Raw genomic sequence first — 19,368 nt, 5'->3', positions numbered from 1 at the left:
TTCACATTCCTGTCATTGTTTCAAGCATTTCATCTGATGAATCATATCTGCCATATCTGGCGCCTTAAATATTGCACTACCGGCCACCAGCACATCGGCACCCGCCTCAGCCAGCAAACGACCGGTTTCCAAGTTCACACCACCGTCTACTTCTATTAACGCATGTGAACCGTTTTCTATGATCAGATTACGCAGATCACGTACTTTTTTTAACGAACGGGGAATAAACTTCTGCCCGCCAAAACCCGGATTGACACTCATCAGCAGCACCATATCCAGATCTTCTATAATATCGGTAAGGACAGATACCGGAGTAGCCGGATTCAAGGTCACCCCTGCCTTCATACCAGCATCCTTGATCTGCTGGACTACCCTATGCAGGTGTACACACGCCTCATAATGTACATTCATCATCATGGCTCCCAGATTCCTGACTTCAGGAATAAACTTTTCGGGCTGCACTATCATCAGATGCACATCCAGAGGCTTTTCCGAAAGTTCCGCCATATATTTCATGACAGGAAATCCGAACGAAATATTAGGCACGAACACTCCGTCCATCACATCAAGATGCAGCCAGTCGGCTTCACTGCGGTTGATGTTCTCTATATCAGCCCGAAGATCCGCAAAATTGGCAGACAGCATAGATGGGGCAATCAATAACTTATTATCCATATATCCTTACTGGTCTTTGTTTCAAGCAAAGGTAATAAAATTTATTGAACTGCCGACCAATTACTCATTAAGATTTACACGTACACCCAACTGCAGGCTGAAATTCAACGGATGCTCCTTACGGATGGTTTCCAGATTCGTCCCGTCATCAAAATAATAGGCTGCGCCAGGCTCTACATAGATACCGAAATACCGGCCCAAATTCAGCTGAGCTCCCACTGCCGCTCCCAACGAAAGCTGAACAGGCTTTTCACCGGCAGATTCCCGCTCTTTATGCTTATGCAGATCTTTGTCGACTGAGACCGATTCCAGCGTATTGGAAATACATTTCTCAATCATTCCGCCAACCGACGCATACAATACGAAAAGTTTGTTTTCCCACAGGAAACGCTGGAATTTCAACGGGATACCTATATAATGCAGTTTCTGTTCTTCTTTGACGTAGGTAATTTCACCTGTTGTCAGTTCCGACGACAGAAGTGTATAGTTCAATCCGGTTTCTACCGCCCACTTGTCATCCAATGCCCACTTGACGGAAGCACCTACAGTTACCGGCATTTTATGGTTGACACGCGTAGTAGACTGAGCATCACTCTTATACATGATAGGCTGCTTGTTAAAGGTATTGCTGGGATAAGGAGATATTACATCCTGCAACGATCCTTCCAGGTTCACACTGTTATCCGTCAATGAAGCGAAACGGGCAAACCCGTCAATAGCCGTAGAGGAAGTAAGGGGGGTATTCCCTGCATTCAATCCTATCGCTACATGCCTTCTTTTCCTCTTTTCCCCACCTTCTTCTGCCAGATACGAACGGTTCCGCTGCATCTTACGGCGATCTTCTTTCATTCTTCTTTTCGAATCCACGACCGGTTTCCGTTCTGTTTCTTCCGGGATGCCTCTGCTGTCTGGAACCTGTCCTTCTTTCTCTACCCAGATTCCATCAACCGAATCAGCCGGCACAGCCATGACAGCTAATGCCAGAGAGTTGTCCGGAGCCTTCGGGACTGGAGAATTATCCAAACCATGAAAAAGAGGTGTACCTTCAGCCAATATCTCTTTCACCGGATCCGACAATGTTTCTGCCGCACTCGGTTCCATACCGGTCGGAGCACTGACCTGCTCTTCTATCTGCCGGGCCAATTGGTTCCCCTGATGCAAAGCCTCCGAAGAAGAATCCGTAAACCATACTGTTACAGAAGATACAGCCAACAACATGGCAACTGCGGCAGCAGAAACGAACCATTTTCTCCGCCACATCGGAATAACATGAAAAGAAGGAAGATCCTTTTCCAGCTTCTCCCATAACCCTTCCGGACAAGGTTCGGCATAGTCTTCCATCCTTTCCCGAAGGCGCTTCACCCATTTATCCTCGTTCTCCATCATTCTTCGTTTCTTCTATATTCATTTATTTTCTTTATCAATAAACTCTTTGCCCTGTAAAACTGAGACGATGAGGTATGCTCGGTTATACCGAGCAGAGACGCAATTTCCTTATGGCTTTTGTTCTCGAACACATACAGGTTGAACACATTCCGGTATCCGTCGGGAAGTTCCGAAATCATCTTCATCAGAACCGATTGAGGAATATCATCCAGACTGTCAGCATCATCAGCCGTATCGGGAATATCCTCCATCAACACTTCCTGCTGTGCCTGCACATTCTGCCTTCTCAGATACCCCAATGCTTCATTGACCATAATTTTCGAAAGCCATGCTTTCAGAGAGCCTTCCCCCTGGTATGTAAACTTCTTGATAGACTGAAAGATACGTATAAATCCATCGTGCAACACATCTTCGGCGTTATCCTTATTCCCGATATAACGGAGACAGATAGCCATAAGCCCTCCACCATACCGTTCATATAACATACGGCACGCATGACTGTCTCCTCGTTTGCACTGCAACGATAACTCTTCTTCCGACATCTCTGTTTTCTTACCTAATCTCATACATTAAATAGACGGAGAACAAAAATACTGCATCACCTGTAGAAAAATATCACATTAATTTGTTTTAACAATCAAGATCCGAAAGCTCTTAGACAAAAAACTCCGGCTACCTGTCGGGCAACCGGAGTTCCTCCTCAATATTATATATCTATTTATATATCTATTACCGTTATTTCACATATGTCTCATCCGAATGACGGTATCCTCTCAGAAAATCTGTTACCGACATACGTTTTTTTCCTGCCAGTTGCAATGACAAGACATTCACATACCCGTCGGTAGAAGCTATCTTGAAATAGCTTTTCTTATCGGTCACCACGGTACCTGGAGCAGACGCAGGTTCACAGAATTCCTTGGATGTTTCGTAAATCTTCAGCATTACAGGAGCAGAATCCGTCTGGCAAAGTTCGGTCCAGGCTGCCGGATAAGGAGAAAGTCCACGAACAAAATCATACACCTTTTTCACTCCTGCATTCCAATCGATACGACAGGTCTCCTTAAAGATTTTAGGAGCCGGACGTAATTCTTCCGCACGGGCCAGCTCTTCCTGAGGAATTGTCCTGACTGTTCCCGCCAGAATGGAATCCACAGTCTTGACTACCAGATCACCTCCCAGATACATCAGACGGTCATATACTGCCTCCACATTATCCGTATCGGCAATAGGAACACGCACCTGGTCAATGATCTCACCGGTATCAATCTCATGCTTCAAGAAAAATGTAGTGATACCCGTTTCTGTATCACCGTTGATGACAGCCCAGTTGATAGGTGCCGCCCCCCGGTATTGGGGCAACAAGGAAGCATGCAAGTTGAACGTACCCAAGCGGGGCATATTCCAGACAATTTCCGGCAGCATACGGAAAGCTACCACAATCTGCAGGTCGGCCTTCAAAGAACGAAGTTCCTCTACAAAGTCTTCGGCCTTCAGCTTCTCGGGCTGAAGTACTTTCAAACCCTGGGAAACAGCGTATTGCTTGACCGGACTCGGCTGCAGGACACTTCCATGACGCCCTATCGGTTTATCGGGCATGGTAATGACACCCACTACATTATATCCTCCCTCCACAAGCCGCTTCAAGCTTTCTACGGCAAATTCCGGAGTTCCCATATAAACAATTCTCAAATCTTTCTTATCCATACTTCCTTTTAAAATTATGTTATTCCGCCGACAAGTCGACCATCACCTGCCGATACGTATTCAGCATCTTCGACTTTGATACAAAACCCATATATTTATTTTCAGAATCCACAACCGGCAAATTCCAGGAACCGGTCTTGTCAAACTTCTCCATGACCGTTTCCATCGAATCGGTATTGATGATACAGGCCTTAGGGCTCTCCATGAAACGTTCTACGGTAAACCGGTGGTAAAGTTCCTGCCTGAACATGATCTTCCTGATATGATCCAGCGAAACGATTCCGATCAGCTCACCGGTAGGCTCGGTTACAGGAAACAAGTTTCTAGACGACTTGGAAATGACCTTGACCATATCTCCCAGATCCATATCCGGTTGTACTTTCAGGAAATCTGTCTCTATGATACTTTCCATATTCATTAATGTAAGTACGGCCTTATCCTTATGATGAGTAATCAGCTCGCCCGACTTGGCCAGACGCATGGAGTAGATGCTGTGAGGTTCGAATACGATGATGGTAAGGTATGCACACACCGAGACAATCATCAGCGGCAGGAAAAGGTCATAACCTCCGGTAAGCTCGGCAATCAGGAAAATACCTGTGAGCGGAGCATGCATGACGCCCGACATTAGTCCGGCCATACCCATCAGCGCAAAATTCTTCTCCGGAATATACACATTACCGATGTGAAGCATGTTGCACACATACGAAAAGACAAAACCTGCTATACATCCCAAAAACAGACTGGGAGCAAAAATACCACCGCAACCTCCACCTCCATTGGTTGCACTGGAGGCAAAAACCTTCAATAAGATAATAAGCAACAGATAAACCACCAGCAGATTCCCGTTTCCATAAAAGAAGGAACGGTCCATCACCGTATTCCAGTCGGCCTGGGAAGTACCGTTCAGCAGCAGGCTGATCGTATCATAACCTTCACCGTAAAGCGGCGGAAAAAGGAAGATCAGGATACTCAGCATCGAACCGCCGATAACAAACTTCACATACGGATTAGGATAACGCCTGAATATGTTTTCAATCCAGTTCATGGCCCGTGTAAAATACCAGGAAACCAAACCACAGAAGATACCGAGACCTATGGCATACGGAATACGCTCCAGGGCAAACGGATAATCCAGGTGGAACTGGAACATCGCTTCGGTTCCTGTAAGCAGATAAGAGACCGAAGCTGCAGTGACACTGGTAATCAGCAACGGAAGCAGGGAAGCCATGGTCAGATCAATCATGATGACCTCCAGGGTAAATACCAGTCCGGCTATAGGAGCCTTGAAAATACCCGAAACGGCACCGGCGGCACCACATCCCACCAACAGCATCAATGTCTTATGGTCCATACGGAAAATACTGCCCAGATTAGAACCTATAGCCGATCCGGTCAATACGATCGGCGCTTCAGCGCCGACAGATCCACCACAGCCGATAGTTATGGCAGAAGCACAGACCGACGACCAGACATTATGCCGTTTGATACGGCTCTGCTTTCGCGATATCGCATACAGAATCTTCGTTACCCCATGACTGATATCGTCACGCACCACCTTACGGATAAACAGGCCTGTCAGGAAAATACCTACAACCGGATAAACCAAATACATCCAGTTGGCTTCCATCGGATTGAAATTCTCGGTAAGGAACTCTTTGATGTATTCCACCAGAAATTTCAGGATATAGGCCGCCAATGCAGTAAATATCCCCACCAGAAAGCTCAAGATCAAGATAAACTGACGATCCTTGATATGCTTAACACGCCAATTGATAAAGCGCTCAAGAAAACCGATTTTTTCTTCTGCTAGCTCCATTTGACCATCCTGATTTATTCTCTGATAATCTTGATTTCACCACCTTTACCCAATTTTATTATACTGGAAGGTTTCGGGTGTCCGGTTTCGTCACGGCGGAAATCCACCACATAATCGACCGCATTCTTTATATCCTCGCTTATTTCGGAAAAGACGGCCGGAGCCGGTTGTCCGCTGATATTGGCCGATGTAGAGACTATCGCTTTGCGGAAACGGAAACAGAGTTCCTTGGAGAACGTTTCTCCTGTAACACGGATACCCACGCTACCGTCGTCCGCCAGCAGATTGGGCGCCAGATTACGTGCACCGTCATAAATGATGGTAAGAGGTTTGGTGGTCATATCGATCAGATCCCATGCCACGGAAGGAACATCCTGTACATAAAAATCCACTTTTACCGGACTGTCGACAAGGACCAGCATCGCCTTGCTGTCAGCCCTGTGCTTGATTTCATAAACTCTCTTTACAGCTTCTTCGTTTGTCGCATCGCAGCCGATTCCCCACACCGTATCAGTCGGATAAAGGATTACGCCGCCTTTCTGCATGACCTCACATGCCTTCTTAATTTCATCTTTCATCATAATGACGTCTCGCTAGTTTTTACAATTACGACAAAAGTACAAATGATTTTTATGATTGCCCAAAAAACATTCATTAAATTTGCATGAAATAGTGTTTCAAGTACCAGCATGAACCGGAAAATCATTCATATCGACATGGATGCGTTCTATGCTTCCGTAGAGCAGCGCGACAATCCTGAATTACAGGGCAAACCCATCGCAGTGGGGCATGCCGAGAAACGTGGGGTTGTGGCCACGGCCAGCTATGAAGCACGGAAGTTCGGAGTACGCTCGGCCATGTCGTCTGTAAAGGCCATGAAGCTTTGCCCGCAACTCATCTTCGTTGAAGGAAGGATGGACGTATACAAGGAAATCTCTGCCCATATCCATTCCATATTCCACGACTACACCGACATGGTCGAACCCATATCCCTGGATGAAGCTTTCCTGGACGTGACCGAAAACAAAAAAGGCATCGAACTGGCAGTCGATATCGCACGCGAAATCAAACGGCGAATCCGGGAGGAACTGCACCTCGTGGCATCTGCCGGTGTTTCATATAACAAGTTTCTGGCAAAGATCGCTTCCGATCTGCGGAAACCCGACGGACTCTGTACCATACACCCCGACCAGGCTGAAAAGTTCATTGCCAAACTCCCCATCAAGTCTTTCTGGGGCATCGGACCTGTAACCGCAAGAAAAATGTATTCACTGGGAATCTATAACGGCGAAACCCTGAAACGATGCCCGTTGGACATGCTGGTACGCCAATTCGGAAAAGCGGGACAAATCTACTACAACTTTGCACGGGGAATCGACGACCGTCCCGTAGAAGCTGTACGTATACGTAAGTCAATAGGTTGTGAACATACACTGGAGAAAGACATCTCCCTGCAATCGTCCGTAATCATTGAACTTTACCACGTAGCGACCGAACTCATCGGACGCCTGCAGCGGAAAAATTTCTCCGGAACAACCCTGACTCTGAAAATCAAGTTCCACGACTTTACACAGATTACCCGCAGCCAAAGTGTACATACTCCCCTATACAATCTCAAAGATATACTTCCGCTGGCAAAACAATTGTTAAAAGAAGTTGATTATCAGAATCACCCTATCCGACTGATAGGACTTTCAGTCTCCAATCCGCCGGAAGAAAAAGAAGACTCCGGAAAAGAAAAATGGATCCAGCTCAGCCTCGATTTCAACCGGTAAAAATGTACCCGGAGTTTCTGCTGCAAAAACGGCATACCCATATCCGGTTTCGCCACAAAAAAGACAATAAGCTAGCAATCAACCTGTTAATAACAGGCAAAAACTAAAGAACAAATAACATGGCTATTTAACGGCACAAATTTTGTATATACAAAAAAATAGAACTTAAAACTTGAACATTCCTGCATGAAGAACGTTAATATATCAGAGACCTGTCATTCTTTTACAGACAAAAAGTCAGTTATATATTTAATCTTTCTTAATAAAGGGATGAAGTTTGAAAGTTTTTTTGCAATTTTGTAAGCCAAATTCGTTATATAATAATGAGACAACTAAAGATTACCAAAAGTATCACTAACCGAGAGAGTGCTTCTCTTGACAAGTATTTACAGGAAATCGGCCGTGAAGACCTTATTACAGTTGAAGAAGAAGTGGAACTCGCCCAACGTATCCGCAAAGGCGACCGCGCCGCGTTAGAGAAACTTACACGTGCAAACCTACGATTTGTTGTATCAGTCGCAAAACAGTACCAGAATCAGGGATTAAGTCTTCCGGACCTGATCAATGAAGGAAACTTGGGACTGATCAAAGCTGCCGAAAAGTTTGATGAGACCCGTGGTTTCAAATTCATCAGCTACGCTGTATGGTGGATCCGCCAGTCTATCCTTCAGGCGCTCGCCGAACAGTCACGTATTGTACGTCTTCCGTTGAACCAGGTAGGTTCACTGAACAAGATCAGTAAGGCCTTCTCTAAATTCGAACAGGAAAACGAACGCCGCCCTTCACCTGAAGAACTGGCCGACGAACTCGAGATTCCAGTCGACAAAATCTCCGATACCCTGAAAGTATCGGGACGGCACATTTCGGTAGACGCTCCGTTTGTTGAAGGAGAAGACAACAGCCTGTTGGATGTATTGGTGAATGACGATTCACCTATGGCAGACCGCTCACTGGTTAATGAATCACTTTCAAGGGAAATCGACCGGGCGCTTTCTACGCTGACCGAAAGGGAGAAGGAGATTATCCAGATGTTTTTCGGTATCAACACACAGGAAATGACATTGGAAGAAATCGGCGACAAATTCGGGCTCACCCGTGAACGTGTCCGCCAGATCAAAGAAAAAGCTATCAGAAGATTAAGACAAAATTCTCGTAGCAAGCTGCTCAAATCTTATCTGGGGTAAGATAAGACTGATTTCTCAAAAGACAATCAAGGATGTAACGGTGGGGCAAAACCCCGACGTTACATCTTTTGTTTTTTTATAGGTTCCCATCATGAATTTCCCATTTCAGCATTTCCGTAATTTCACGCAATTGCTTACTTTTGCCTTCAATAAAAATTAAATGTCATGCGAAACATCAAAATCCTTTGCGGGCTACTCATCGCATCAATGATTATCCCCGTCTGTGCACAGACCCCGAAAGACAAGAACAAATACGGCGTATATATTGCTGGAGTCTCCGCCTCATTTACAGATTCCCTGATCTACTTTACAGACATACAGTATGTAGACAGCGCCTTCCTGAACAAAAGCGATCTGCTGGAAGGACGTTCACAGTACAGCATGCAGCTGAAAGATTACCTGGAACAGCACCTCAACGGCAAGAACCGCACCTGCTTCATCTACTACAACATCAAGAAGAAGAAGCTGCAGAAAGAAGTGAACAAACTGAAAGAGAAATACCAGAAAGGAGGCGCACTGGTGATCCGTGACATTACGGCACCCGACTTCAAATTCCAAAAAGCCGAACAATACTGATCATGATGAAAAAATTCCTGTTTTATGTCATTTCAGTCCTGATGCTTGCCGCATGTTCGGACGATACACCGGGACTTACTCCTGCCGAAAAAAAACGAACGTACCATACTGGCATATCTGGCTGCCAACAACAACCTCGACGGATATATCCAGCAGAATGTCATCTGGATGTACCAGGGACTGGCCCGGCAGAAAAAACAATCTACATTGGTAATCTACTACAAGCCCAGCAGCAGTAACCCCAGCATCAGACAAGCCGAAATTCTGGTATACAAGACCGACGGTTACGGAAACATAAACAACCAGCCGGCACTGGCCGACTCTCTGCAAAACTTCAGGAACATAGTGGCACAGGCCGACGTACATACTGCCATAGCCGGAGTATCGACCGATGCGGCGGTCATGGAAGCCAACCTCAAGGAAATGCAGACTATAGCCCCTGCATTGAGTTACGGACTGCTGTTCGGCTCACATGCCACCGGATGGCTGGAGGGTGAACCGGTGCATAACAGCGGCATAAGCACGTTCTCCATCGGGGTGGACGGAGTATATGTAATCAACCTCCCGGAATTCGCCCAGACCATGGAACGGAGCTTTTCAAACAGTACCCTGGACTACATCGCCTTCGACGCCTGCATGATGGGAACGACTGAAGTATGCTACGAACTGCGTAACGCTACACACTACTGCCTGGTTTCGGCCATGGAAACTCCTGCCGACGGTATCCCTTACCACAGACTGATGGACGATCTGTTCTCGGCCAATGTCAACTGGACATCTGTATGCAGCAACATCATCTCATACAACAGATCGGAAGGTCTTTGGGGGACATTTGCCGCAGTAGACTGTACCAAGATGGAAGAACTGGCCGAAGCTGTGAAAAATCAGCTGACCACCCACATAGAAGAGCTGAATGCATTGGACTATACCACCATACAGCAATTCGGCGTAACCAGCTCCTACGCTTCCGACTTCAAATATTTCTCTTTCGACGTGGCCGAAGTCATCAAGGCTTTGAACGGAGGTTCCCTGCCTCAGGATTTCAAGCAGGTTCTGGACGAAACCGTCGTAGCGCAAGACTGTATCGATACATTCAACCAATGGCCGTATGACATCATAACCGACAAAGACAAATTCTGCGGCATAGGCATGTACCTGCCTACATTGGTCAACAGGAGCTGGAACAATTACTACCGCTCATCCATCGCATGGTACAAGGCTGCCGGATGGGATTCTGTAGCCGCTTCGGCAGGTAACTGACACACCTTATCGCCTAACCTCAAAGATGAAGGTATTTTCAGGAAAAGAACTTGATAAACAAGAAAGAATATCAAGTTATTTTCCGAAGAAATTCAAGGAATATTCTGAAAAGAACTTGATAAAAGAACACCTCCGGAAACTGATAATTTCCGGAGTTTTTTTTCTTTGTCTACATCCTGCAAAAAGCCCATATCTCGATATCAGAAACCAGGAAGATAACTTTTCAATGCCTCCACATATTCGGCCATGGCATCTTTTCCGGCTTCCGTAATGCGGCAGAGCGTACGCGGTTTCTTCCCCGCAAACTCCTTCTTCACTTCAATGTAGCCGGCCTCTCCCAGTTTTTCAATCTGTACGCTCAGGTTTCCGGCTGTAGCCTGGGTCTTCTCCTTCAGGTACACGAAGTCGGCCACCTCTACCGAAAGCAATAAGGACATGACCGCCAGACGTAACTGTGAATGCAATAATGGATTCAGTTCCTTCATCATGACTTTTTTGCCTTTCTGTTTAAGATATGCCCCGGTATAATCATCATGATTATAAAGGAAAGTCCGAAATACAGATACCAGTCAACCGTGGCCGGTTCATGGAAAGTGTACTGCATCAACATATAGATGGCAAACGCAAACCCCACCAAAGGAGCATACATCACACTCGGTTCCTTGATGATGATGCCGGTAATGGATGTCCCTATTCCTCCATACAGCAGAGAAAGAGGCAACATCAGCGAAAAGTCGCCATAACCGTGAATGCCCGAAAGTAATCCCATAATCAGGACGGTTATCAGGAACAGCCATCCTATAATCCACCATACCTTCGCCAGTACCGTATCCGTATAGGTCACCACCGTTTCCTGTTTCAGCTTTTTCCGGCGTCTGACCTCCATAATTCCCCAAAACACAAACATCAGAAACCATCCATATGCCCATATCTTATTCTGCGTAAAGAACACCAGCAAAAAAAGAAGGACAGACAATATAGTCGTAAAATAACCGAAATACAGGAATGTATTCCCGGCACCTACCTTCAGGCCTTCACGTGTGGAACGGATCATTCTGGCAATCAGTTCCAGACTTTCATTTCCAGACAAATTCTTTTCTTCCATAATCATTGTTTTTATAAATAAGTTTATTTTATAAACTATAAAAATTAAAGTAAAGGGAGATGCGCGCTTTCCTCCCTTGACTTATACAAATATAAATAAGTTTATTTTATAAACCAAGTAAAATCCAAAGTTTTTTTATATCTTTTTCCGTCTGCAACTGCTGGCATAAAAAAAGCAGCCCCAATCAGGACTGCTTCATATATATAAATAGGATATTCCAACAATATCAGAATTCGGATGTAAAGTGGAACTTGATATGCTTGAAATCATTCTGCGCCATCTGTAGCACATAGCCGCTATCGGCAAGGAACACATCACGACCGTCACGGTCCTTGGCCATATACTGGTATTTGCGTTTCTTGAATGCTTCCAATTCCTCCTCATCGTCACTTTCTATCCAGCAAGCTTTATACAGGCTTACCGGTTCCCAGCGACATTTCGCATTATATTCGTTCTCCAGACGGTACTGGATCACTTCAAACTGCAGCTGTCCCACCGTACCGATAATCTTACGGCCGTTGAACTGATTGACAAACAACTGGGCCACACCTTCGTCCATCAGCTGGTCAATTCCCTTATTCAACTGTTTGGTCTTCATCGGATCGGCATTCTCGATATACTTGAACATTTCCGGAGAGAAGCTAGGCAGGCCCTTGAAATGTAAGATTTCACCCTCCGTCAAAGTATCGCCGATCTTGAAAGTACCGTTATCCGGCAAACCGATGATATCACCTGCCCAAGCCTCATCGACTGTCGTCTTACGCTGAGCCATAAACTGGGTAGGTGAAGAGAAGCGCATCGTCTTGTTATGACGCACATGCAGATACGGCGTATTACGCGTAAACTTACCGGAGCAGACCTTGCAGAATGCCACACAAGAACGGTGGTTCGGATCGATATTAGCCGTAATCTTGAATACGAATCCGGTAAATTTAGGTTCATCCGGATTTACGATACGCTCTTCAGCCTGTACCGGGCGGGGACAGGGAGCGATTTCTACAAACGTATCGAGCAGTTCCTGTACACCGAAGTTGTTCAAGGCAGACCCGAAGAATACCGGAGCCATATCTCCCTTCAGGTATTCATTTACATCAAACTCCGGATATACTCCATCTATCAGTTCCAGCTCGCTACGCAATTTCTCGGCAAGCGGACTGCCGATATGGCTATCCAGCTCTTCCGTATGGATATCCACCTCCACCTTTTCGGTCACCACCTGTTTAGACGGCTGGAAAAGATTCAGTTTCTGTTCATAGATATTATAGACACCCTTGAAACGGGGACCACTTTCAATAGGCCAGCTCAACGGACGTACATTGATTACCAGTTCTTCCTCCAGTTCATCCAGCAGGTCGAACGGATCTTTCGCCTCACGGTCCATCTTGTTTACAAAGATAATGACCGGAGTATTACGCATACGGCAGACTTCCATCAGTTTACGCGTCTGGCTTTCCACACCTTTCGCACCATCGACCACGATGATGACACTGTCTACGGCAGTCAGCGTACGGTAAGTATCTTCCGCAAAATCCTGGTGACCCGGAGTATCCAGGATATTGATCTTATAATCATGGTAATCGAACTCCATCACGGAGGTAGTTACCGAAATACCACGCTGTTTTTCGATATCCATCCAGTCGGATGTGGCAGTTTTCTTGATTTTGTTCGATTTTACGGCACCGGCTACCTGAATCTGTCCACCGAACAACAACAGCTTTTCGGTCAGTGACGTCTTACCGGCATCCGGATGTGCGATAATCGCAAACGTACGTCTTCTTTCTATTTCTGCATTCATTGTCTGTTACAATATGTATGGGATTATGCTAATTTTTCAATACATTCGGCAAGGCTGTCCATCCAGTACGGAACCTCCACCCCGTAAGTCTCCTTTATCTTCGTTTTGTCGAGCACCGAATAATGCGGGCGTACCGCCTTTGTCGGATAATCTTCGGTATGCAGCGGCTTCACATGACAGGCCGTAATTCCCGCCAGGCGGTGGATGGCCTTGGTGAAATCATACCAGGAGCAGACACCTTCGTTACTGAAATGATAGATACCCGGCACAATACCTTTATTTATGGCTGCAAAAATGACGGACGCCAGATCCCGGGCATACGTGGGAGTACCAATCTGGTCAAAAATGACTCCCAGACTTTCCTTTTCCTTTCCCAGACGGATCATAGTCTTCACAAAATTATTTCCGAACGTGGAATACAGCCAGGCCGTACGGATAACCATCGTATTGCTACAATACTTCAAGGCCTCCTTCTCACCCGCCAGCTTTGTCACTCCATAAACCGAATTGGGGCAAGTAGGCTGATCTTCCTTATAAGGTATATGAGCCGTACCGTCGAATACATAATCGGTAGAGACCTGCACCAGGTACCCGTTACGGGTAGCCACAGCCTTTGCCAGAAATCCCGGCGCTACCGCATTCAAGCGGTTACACAACTCCTGATTGTCTTCCGCCTTGTCTACGGCCGTATATGCGGCACAATTCACAATGATATCAATCTGATGACACGCCACAAAATCCATTACCGCCCGTTCGTCGCAGATATCAAGTTCCGCCACATCGGTAAAGAAATAATTATAACCTTCATTTTCACCGGCCAGCAGACGCATTTCGTTTCCAAGCTGTCCGTTGGCGCCGGTTATCAAAATATTCTTCATCACAGATTCCATTTATATAATCCAGCTTTATCAATCCAAATCCAGTTCACCGTTCTTGTCCTGGATATAATACCCTGCCAGAATAGCCAGCAGGTCACTGATTACCTTCATCGCTTTCTGAGTCTCCTCACTGATTTCCTTTTTCTGGAGTTTCAGCATCAGGACTCCATAAAGTGCATCGAAACATGTTTCCAGTTCCGGTTCATCCTTGTCGGCCCCTTTGGCGCGCAGCTCAACAATAAACGGCAGCGCCTTGTAATAGGCAGCACTGTAATAAGGGAATTTGGGAGAACGGAGCAGACGGAGATGCAGGTCGGTAAGCCACACAATTACATTCTTGTTGATCTGCACATGGCCTTTTCCCATCACTCCTTCATCGTGCATCATATTGATCAGATCCTGATACCATTGGGCAAGTTCCTTACGCTGTTCGTCCGTTAAGGAAGGATACGGATCAATGATGTTCTTACGGATTTTTTCCATGTCAAAATTGTTGGCACGGATCATATCTTCAACCTGCCACATGTAGAGCAGGTATTCGGCAATATTCTTTTGTTTCAGTTGTTTTGAAATATACATATCAAGCTAAAGATTTTCCGGTAGCCGCAAAAACCAGCCCCACAATCGCCGCAATCATGACCACCACACCGATGATACGGTTCAGCATCCAGATTCCGCGCACATTGAAGCGGGTACGTACTTTGTTTACAAAATAAGTGATGCTGAACCACCATACCAAAGCTCCGAGAATAATGGCCAGATACCCTACCAGCTGGAACCCCAAGGGGCTTCCCGGCATCACGAATGAAAAGCGGGCGAACAAACCGATAAAAAGGAAAATAATCAACGGATTAGAGAACGTAACGAAAAACGCCGTCACGAAGTTATGCAGATAAGTACCCCTGCTTGAAGATGTAGGACGGAGCGATTTGACAGGATTGCTGCGGAAAGTATAGATACCGAACGCCAGCAGCATGATGCTACCTACAAACTGCAGGAACAACTGATGCTTCACTATCAGCTCGTCCATGAAACTCATGCCGTAACCGGTAATCAAAGCATAACATATATCACTTAAGGCAGCTCCCAATCCGGTTACAAAGCCAAACCAGCGGCCTTTATTCAACGTCCGCTGTATGCAAAGCACGCCCACAGGGCCCAAGGGTGCAGACACAACAATCCCCACAATCACCCCTTTGCACAACAAATCAAGTACTGTAACCTGTTCAATCCAATTCATGATGCAAAGATGCTATTTTTTTACGAAAGAACCTATATATTTCATGTCTTTTCTTTCGTACAAGCGGGGTTTTATGTAACTTTGCATGACATTAAGAAATTAGCGAAATTTCAACATAAAACATAATTAAGTGCTATGATTCTATTTTTCAGAACACCCACCCACAGTGTAATTGCTACAGAATGTAGTAAAGAACTGAACTCTGAAGACATCAAGAAATTGTGCTGGCTTTACAGCGACGCTACGGTTGAGTCTGAAGACAATCTGAAAGGCTGGTTCATCGGACCGCGCCGTGAAATGATTACTCCATGGAGTACAAACGCTGTAGAAATTACCCAGAATATGGGACTCAAGGGCATCCGCCGTATCGAGGAATATTTTCCGGTCAAAGACGAGAATGCAGAACATGACCCGATGCTGCAACGTATGTATCACGGTCTGGACCAGAAAATCTTCGATGTAAACATCAAGCCCCAACCGATCATTTACGTAGAAAACCTGGAGGAATATAATGAGAAAGAAGGTCTGGCCCTTTCACGTGAAGAGATCGACTACCTGCTGAAAGTAGAAAAGGATCTGGGCCGCAAGCTGACCGACTCCGAAGTTTTCGGCTTTGCGCAGATCAATTCAGAACACTGCCGCCACAAAATCTTCGGCGGAACATTCATCATCGACGGAAAAGAAATGGAATCCTCACTCTTCCAGATGATCAAGAAAACCACCCAGGAAAATCCGAACAAAATCATCTCTGCATACAAAGACAATGTGGCCTTCGCCGAAGGTCCTGTCATCGAACAGTTCTCCCCGCAGAACCATGCCACTTCCGACTACTTCGTAATCAAAGATATCAAATCCGTAATCTCCCTGAAAGCGGAGACACACAACTTCCCCACAACGGTAGAACCGTTCAACGGAGCCTCTACAGGTACCGGAGGTGAAATCCGTGACCGTATGGGCGGAGGTAAAGGATCATGGCCGATTGCAGGTACTGCCGTATACATGACTTCCTATCCACGTACGGAAGAAGGACGTGAATGGGAAAATATCCTGCCGGTGCGCAAATGGCTGTACCAGACACCGGAACAGATTCTGATCAAGGCTTCCAACGGTGCTTCCGACTTCGGTAACAAATTCGGACAGCCGCTGATCTGCGGTTCTGTCCTCACGTTCGAACACCAGGAAAACGGTGAGAAATATGCATACGACAAGGTTATCATGATGGCCGGCGGTGTAGGTTACGGAACACAGCGTGACTGCCTGAAAGGTGCTCCTACCCCAGGTAACAAGATAGTGGTTGTCGGCGGTGACAACTACCGTATCGGTCTGGGCGGAGGCTCTGTATCATCGGTTGAAACCGGACGTTATTCTTCCGGTATCGAGTTGAATGCCGTACAGCGTGCCAACGCTGAAATGCAGAAACGTGCCTACAACGTAGTACGCTCCCTGTGCGAAGAAGACTCTAACCCGATCGTTTCTATCCACGACCACGGTTCGGCAGGCCATGTAAACTGTTTGTCGGAACTGGTTGAAGACTGCGGCGGACTGATCCACATGGATAAGTTGCCTATCGGTGACGAAACCCTTTCGGCAAAAGAAATCATCGCCAACGAATCACAGGAACGCATGGGATTGCTGATCGATGAAAAATACATTGAACACGTACAGAAAATTGCCGAACGTGAACGTGCCCCGATGTATGTGGTAGGGGAAACGACCGGTGACCACCGCTTCGCTTTCGAACAGGCCGACGGCGTACGCCCGTTCGACCTGGCAGTAGACCAGATGTTCGGCTCTTCTCCGAAGACATACATGGTCGACAAGACCGTAGAACGCCATTACGAAGACGTTACCTACGATACAGCCAAGCTGAACGAATACGTAAGCCGCGTATTGCAACTGGAAGCTGTAGCATGTAAGGACTGGCTGACCAATAAGGTAGACCGCTCCGTTACAGGTAAGATTGCCCGCCAGCAATGCCAGGGTGAACTGCAACTGCCGTTAAGCGACTGTGGTGTGGTAGCCCTCGACTACCGTGGAGAAAAAGGTATCGCTACAGCCATCGGACATGCTCCTCAGGCCGGTCTGGCAAATCCTGCCGCAGGTTCTGTCTTGTCTGTAGCCGAAGCGCTGACCAATCTTGTATGGGCTCCGATGGCAGACGGTATGGACAGCATTTCATTGTCGGCCAACTGGATGTGGCCTTGCCGCTCACAGGAAGGTGAAGACGCGCGCCTGTATACTGCAGTCAAGGCATTGTCCGATTTCTGCTGCGAACTGCAGATTAACGTGCCGACCGGAAAAGACTCCCTGTCAATGACACAGAAATATCCGAACGGGGAAAAAATCATCAGCCCGGGAACCGTTATCGTTTCGGCAGGCGGTGAAGTTTCGGATGTAAAGAAGGTCGTTTCTCCGGTAATGGTCAACAAAGAAAAGAGTACATTCTACCATATAGACTTCAGCTTCGACAAGCTTCGCCTGGGAGGTTCCGCATTCGCCCAGTCTCTTAACAAGGTAGGCGACGATGTCCCTACCGTACAGAATCCGGAATATTTCCGCGACGCATTCCTGGCAATCCAGGAACTGGTCAACAAAGGCCTGATTCTAGCCGGTCACGACATCTCGGCAGGTGGTCTGATTACTACACTGCTCGAAATGTGCTTCGCCAATGTAGAGGGCGGTATGGAAATCAGTCTTGACAAGTTCAAGGACCACGATATCGTCAAGATGCTGTTCGCCGAAAATCCGGGTGTAGTCATCCAGGTTGCCGACAAGCATAAGGCAGAAGTGAAAAAGATTCTGGAAGATGCCGGAGTCGGTTATATCAAGTTGGGTAAACCGACCGAGGAACGCCATATCCTTGTCACTAAGGATGACGCAACTTATCAGTTCGGCATCGACTACCAACGTGACATGTGGTATTCCACTTCATACCTGCTCGACCGCAAACAGAGCATGAACGGCTGTGCCAAGAAGCGTTTTGAAAACTACAAGCAGCAACCGATAGAATTCGTATTCGACAAGTCATTTACAGGAAAACTGTCACAGTTCGGACTTGATCCGGACCGTCGTACACCAAGCGGTATCAAGGCAGCCATCATCCGTGAAAAAGGAACAAACGGCGAACGTGAAATGGCTTACATGCTCTACCTTGCCGGTTTCGACGTAAAAGACGTTACCATGACCGACCTTGTAAGCGGACGGGAAACACTGGAAGACATCAACATGATTGTATTCTGCGGCGGATTCTCCAACTCCGATGTATTGGGATCGGCTAAAGGATGGGCCGGTACCTTCCTGTTCAACCCGAAAGCCAAGGCAGCCCTCGACAATTTCTATGCACGCCAGGATACGTTGTCACTTGGTGTGTGCAATGGCTGCCAGCTGATGATGGAACTCGGCCTTATCACTCCGGAAGACAAGAAGAAAGGCAAGATGCTGCATAACGACTCACATAAGTTCGAATCGGCATTTCTGGGTGTAACGGTTCCGATGAACCGCAGCGTGATGTTCGGTTCACTGAGCGGCTCCAAGTTAGGTATCTGGGTAGCACACGGAGAAGGTAAGTTTTCATTGCCTTATCCGGAAGCCCATTACAACGTGGTACTGAAATATTCTTACGATGAATATCCGGGTAATCCGAACGGTTCTGACTACAGTGTAGCAGGTATCGCATCACAGGACGGCCGCCATCTGGCCATGATGCCTCATCTTGAACGTGCATGCTTCCCGTGGAACAATGCATTCTACCCTGCCGACCGCGTGAACGAAGACCAGATCACACCGTGGATGGAAGCGTTCGTGAACGCACGCAAATGGGTTGAAGCTCACAAGAAATAAAAATAGAATCATACATTATACCCCTTATACGACCGGTCATTGCGATGACAAGCCCGTATAAGGGGTTTTTCATATCCTGCAGGCCAGCTATCCCATTGCTTTACAGACAGTCTTTCCGAATTAGAAAA

17 protein-coding genes are annotated in these 19,368 nt (G+C 46.6%); 5 read left to right on the top strand and 12 right to left on the bottom strand.

What is annotated here, in order from left to right; genetic code table 11:
* Positions 1-12: 12 nt before the first annotated feature.
* The 6 genes from rpe to BQ7489_RS07845 all read right to left on the bottom strand — a co-directional run bounded on the left by rpe (position 13) and on the right by BQ7489_RS07845 (position 6,165).
* Entirely contained in the window at positions 13-675 is a 663-nt protein-coding gene (gene rpe, locus BQ7489_RS07870) for a ribulose-phosphate 3-epimerase (RefSeq protein WP_072530572.1), read from the bottom strand.
* A gap of 60 nt (positions 676-735) precedes the next feature.
* Positions 736-2,061 carry a porin family protein gene (locus BQ7489_RS07865; protein ID WP_083580500.1) on the bottom strand — a complete coding sequence of 442 codons (1,326 nt, stop codon included), beginning with the start codon at positions 2,059-2,061 and terminating at the stop codon, positions 736-738.
* The gene (locus BQ7489_RS07860) at positions 2,058-2,603 is read right to left on the bottom strand and encodes an RNA polymerase sigma factor (protein WP_072530571.1); all 546 of its coding nucleotides are present in this window, start codon (positions 2,601-2,603) and stop codon (positions 2,058-2,060) included. The genes BQ7489_RS07865 and BQ7489_RS07860 overlap by 4 nt, the downstream gene beginning before the upstream one ends.
* 193 nt (positions 2,604-2,796) lie before the next feature.
* A complete protein-coding gene (fmt, locus tag BQ7489_RS07855) occupies positions 2,797-3,768 on the bottom strand; it encodes a methionyl-tRNA formyltransferase (protein ID WP_072530570.1) in 972 nt (323 codons plus the stop codon).
* 19 nt (positions 3,769-3,787) lie between these two features.
* Positions 3,788-5,587 (bottom strand): chloride channel protein, encoded by a 1,800-nt coding sequence (locus BQ7489_RS07850; protein WP_072530569.1) that lies wholly within the window; start codon positions 5,585-5,587, stop codon positions 3,788-3,790.
* A gap of 14 nt (positions 5,588-5,601) precedes the next feature.
* Positions 5,602-6,165: an L-threonylcarbamoyladenylate synthase gene (locus tag BQ7489_RS07845; protein WP_072532074.1), complete on the bottom strand. Its 564-nt coding sequence runs from the start codon at positions 6,163-6,165 to the stop codon at positions 5,602-5,604.
* 111 nt (positions 6,166-6,276) lie between these two features.
* Here BQ7489_RS07845 and dinB point away from each other — a divergent pair, with 111 nt between their 5' ends.
* The 4 genes from dinB (at position 6,277) to BQ7489_RS07825 (ending at position 10,382) form a co-directional block, all read left to right on the top strand.
* Positions 6,277-7,362 carry a DNA polymerase IV gene (gene dinB, locus BQ7489_RS07840; protein ID WP_072530568.1) on the top strand — a complete coding sequence of 362 codons (1,086 nt, stop codon included), beginning with the start codon at positions 6,277-6,279 and terminating at the stop codon, positions 7,360-7,362.
* Between the two features lie 323 nt (positions 7,363-7,685).
* Positions 7,686-8,546, top strand: a complete 861-nt coding sequence (locus tag BQ7489_RS07835; protein ID WP_072530567.1) for a sigma-70 family RNA polymerase sigma factor — start codon at positions 7,686-7,688, stop codon at positions 8,544-8,546.
* Between the two features lie 165 nt (positions 8,547-8,711).
* Entirely contained in the window at positions 8,712-9,122 is a 411-nt protein-coding gene (locus BQ7489_RS07830) for a hypothetical protein (RefSeq protein ID WP_072530566.1), read from the top strand.
* Between the two features lie 45 nt (positions 9,123-9,167).
* Positions 9,168-10,382: a clostripain-related cysteine peptidase gene (locus BQ7489_RS07825; protein WP_072530565.1), complete on the top strand. Its 1,215-nt coding sequence runs from the start codon at positions 9,168-9,170 to the stop codon at positions 10,380-10,382.
* A 200-nt stretch (positions 10,383-10,582) separates the two neighbouring features.
* Here the strand turns inward: BQ7489_RS07825 and BQ7489_RS07820 are convergent, their stop codons facing one another.
* The 6 genes from BQ7489_RS07820 to BQ7489_RS07795 form a co-directional block, all read right to left on the bottom strand.
* Positions 10,583-10,870, bottom strand: coding sequence for a winged helix-turn-helix domain-containing protein (locus BQ7489_RS07820; RefSeq protein WP_072530564.1), 288 nt, complete (start codon positions 10,868-10,870; stop codon positions 10,583-10,585).
* Complete coding sequence (locus tag BQ7489_RS07815) at positions 10,867-11,487, bottom strand: hypothetical protein (RefSeq protein WP_072532073.1); 621 nt, start codon at positions 11,485-11,487, stop codon at positions 10,867-10,869. Before BQ7489_RS07815 ends, BQ7489_RS07820 begins: the two co-directional genes overlap by 4 nt.
* Positions 11,488-11,713: 226 nt before the next feature.
* Complete coding sequence (locus BQ7489_RS07810; RefSeq protein ID WP_072530563.1) at positions 11,714-13,282, bottom strand: peptide chain release factor 3; 1,569 nt, start codon at positions 13,280-13,282, stop codon at positions 11,714-11,716.
* Positions 13,283-13,305: 23 nt separating this feature from the next.
* On the bottom strand, positions 13,306-14,160 hold the full coding sequence (gene rfbD / locus BQ7489_RS07805) for a dTDP-4-dehydrorhamnose reductase (RefSeq protein ID WP_072532072.1): 855 nt from the start codon (positions 14,158-14,160) through the stop codon (positions 13,306-13,308).
* A gap of 30 nt (positions 14,161-14,190) precedes the next feature.
* The gene (locus tag BQ7489_RS07800; RefSeq protein ID WP_072530562.1) at positions 14,191-14,739 is read right to left on the bottom strand and encodes a DUF4924 family protein; all 549 of its coding nucleotides are present in this window, start codon (positions 14,737-14,739) and stop codon (positions 14,191-14,193) included.
* 1 nt (position 14,740) lies between these two features.
* Positions 14,741-15,400, bottom strand: a complete 660-nt coding sequence (locus BQ7489_RS07795; protein WP_072530561.1) for a LysE family translocator — start codon at positions 15,398-15,400, stop codon at positions 14,741-14,743.
* 135 nt (positions 15,401-15,535) lie between these two features.
* Between BQ7489_RS07795 and purL the strand changes: the two genes are divergently transcribed.
* On the top strand, positions 15,536-19,240 hold the full coding sequence (purL, locus tag BQ7489_RS07790) for a phosphoribosylformylglycinamidine synthase (protein ID WP_072530560.1): 3,705 nt from the start codon (positions 15,536-15,538) through the stop codon (positions 19,238-19,240).
* Positions 19,241-19,368 lie beyond the last annotated feature (128 nt).

Source organism: Bacteroides ilei, assembly GCF_900128495.1.
Lineage (GTDB): Bacteria > Bacteroidota > Bacteroidia > Bacteroidales > Bacteroidaceae > Phocaeicola > Phocaeicola ilei.
This window is presented reverse-complemented; position numbering and strand designations above follow the sequence as displayed.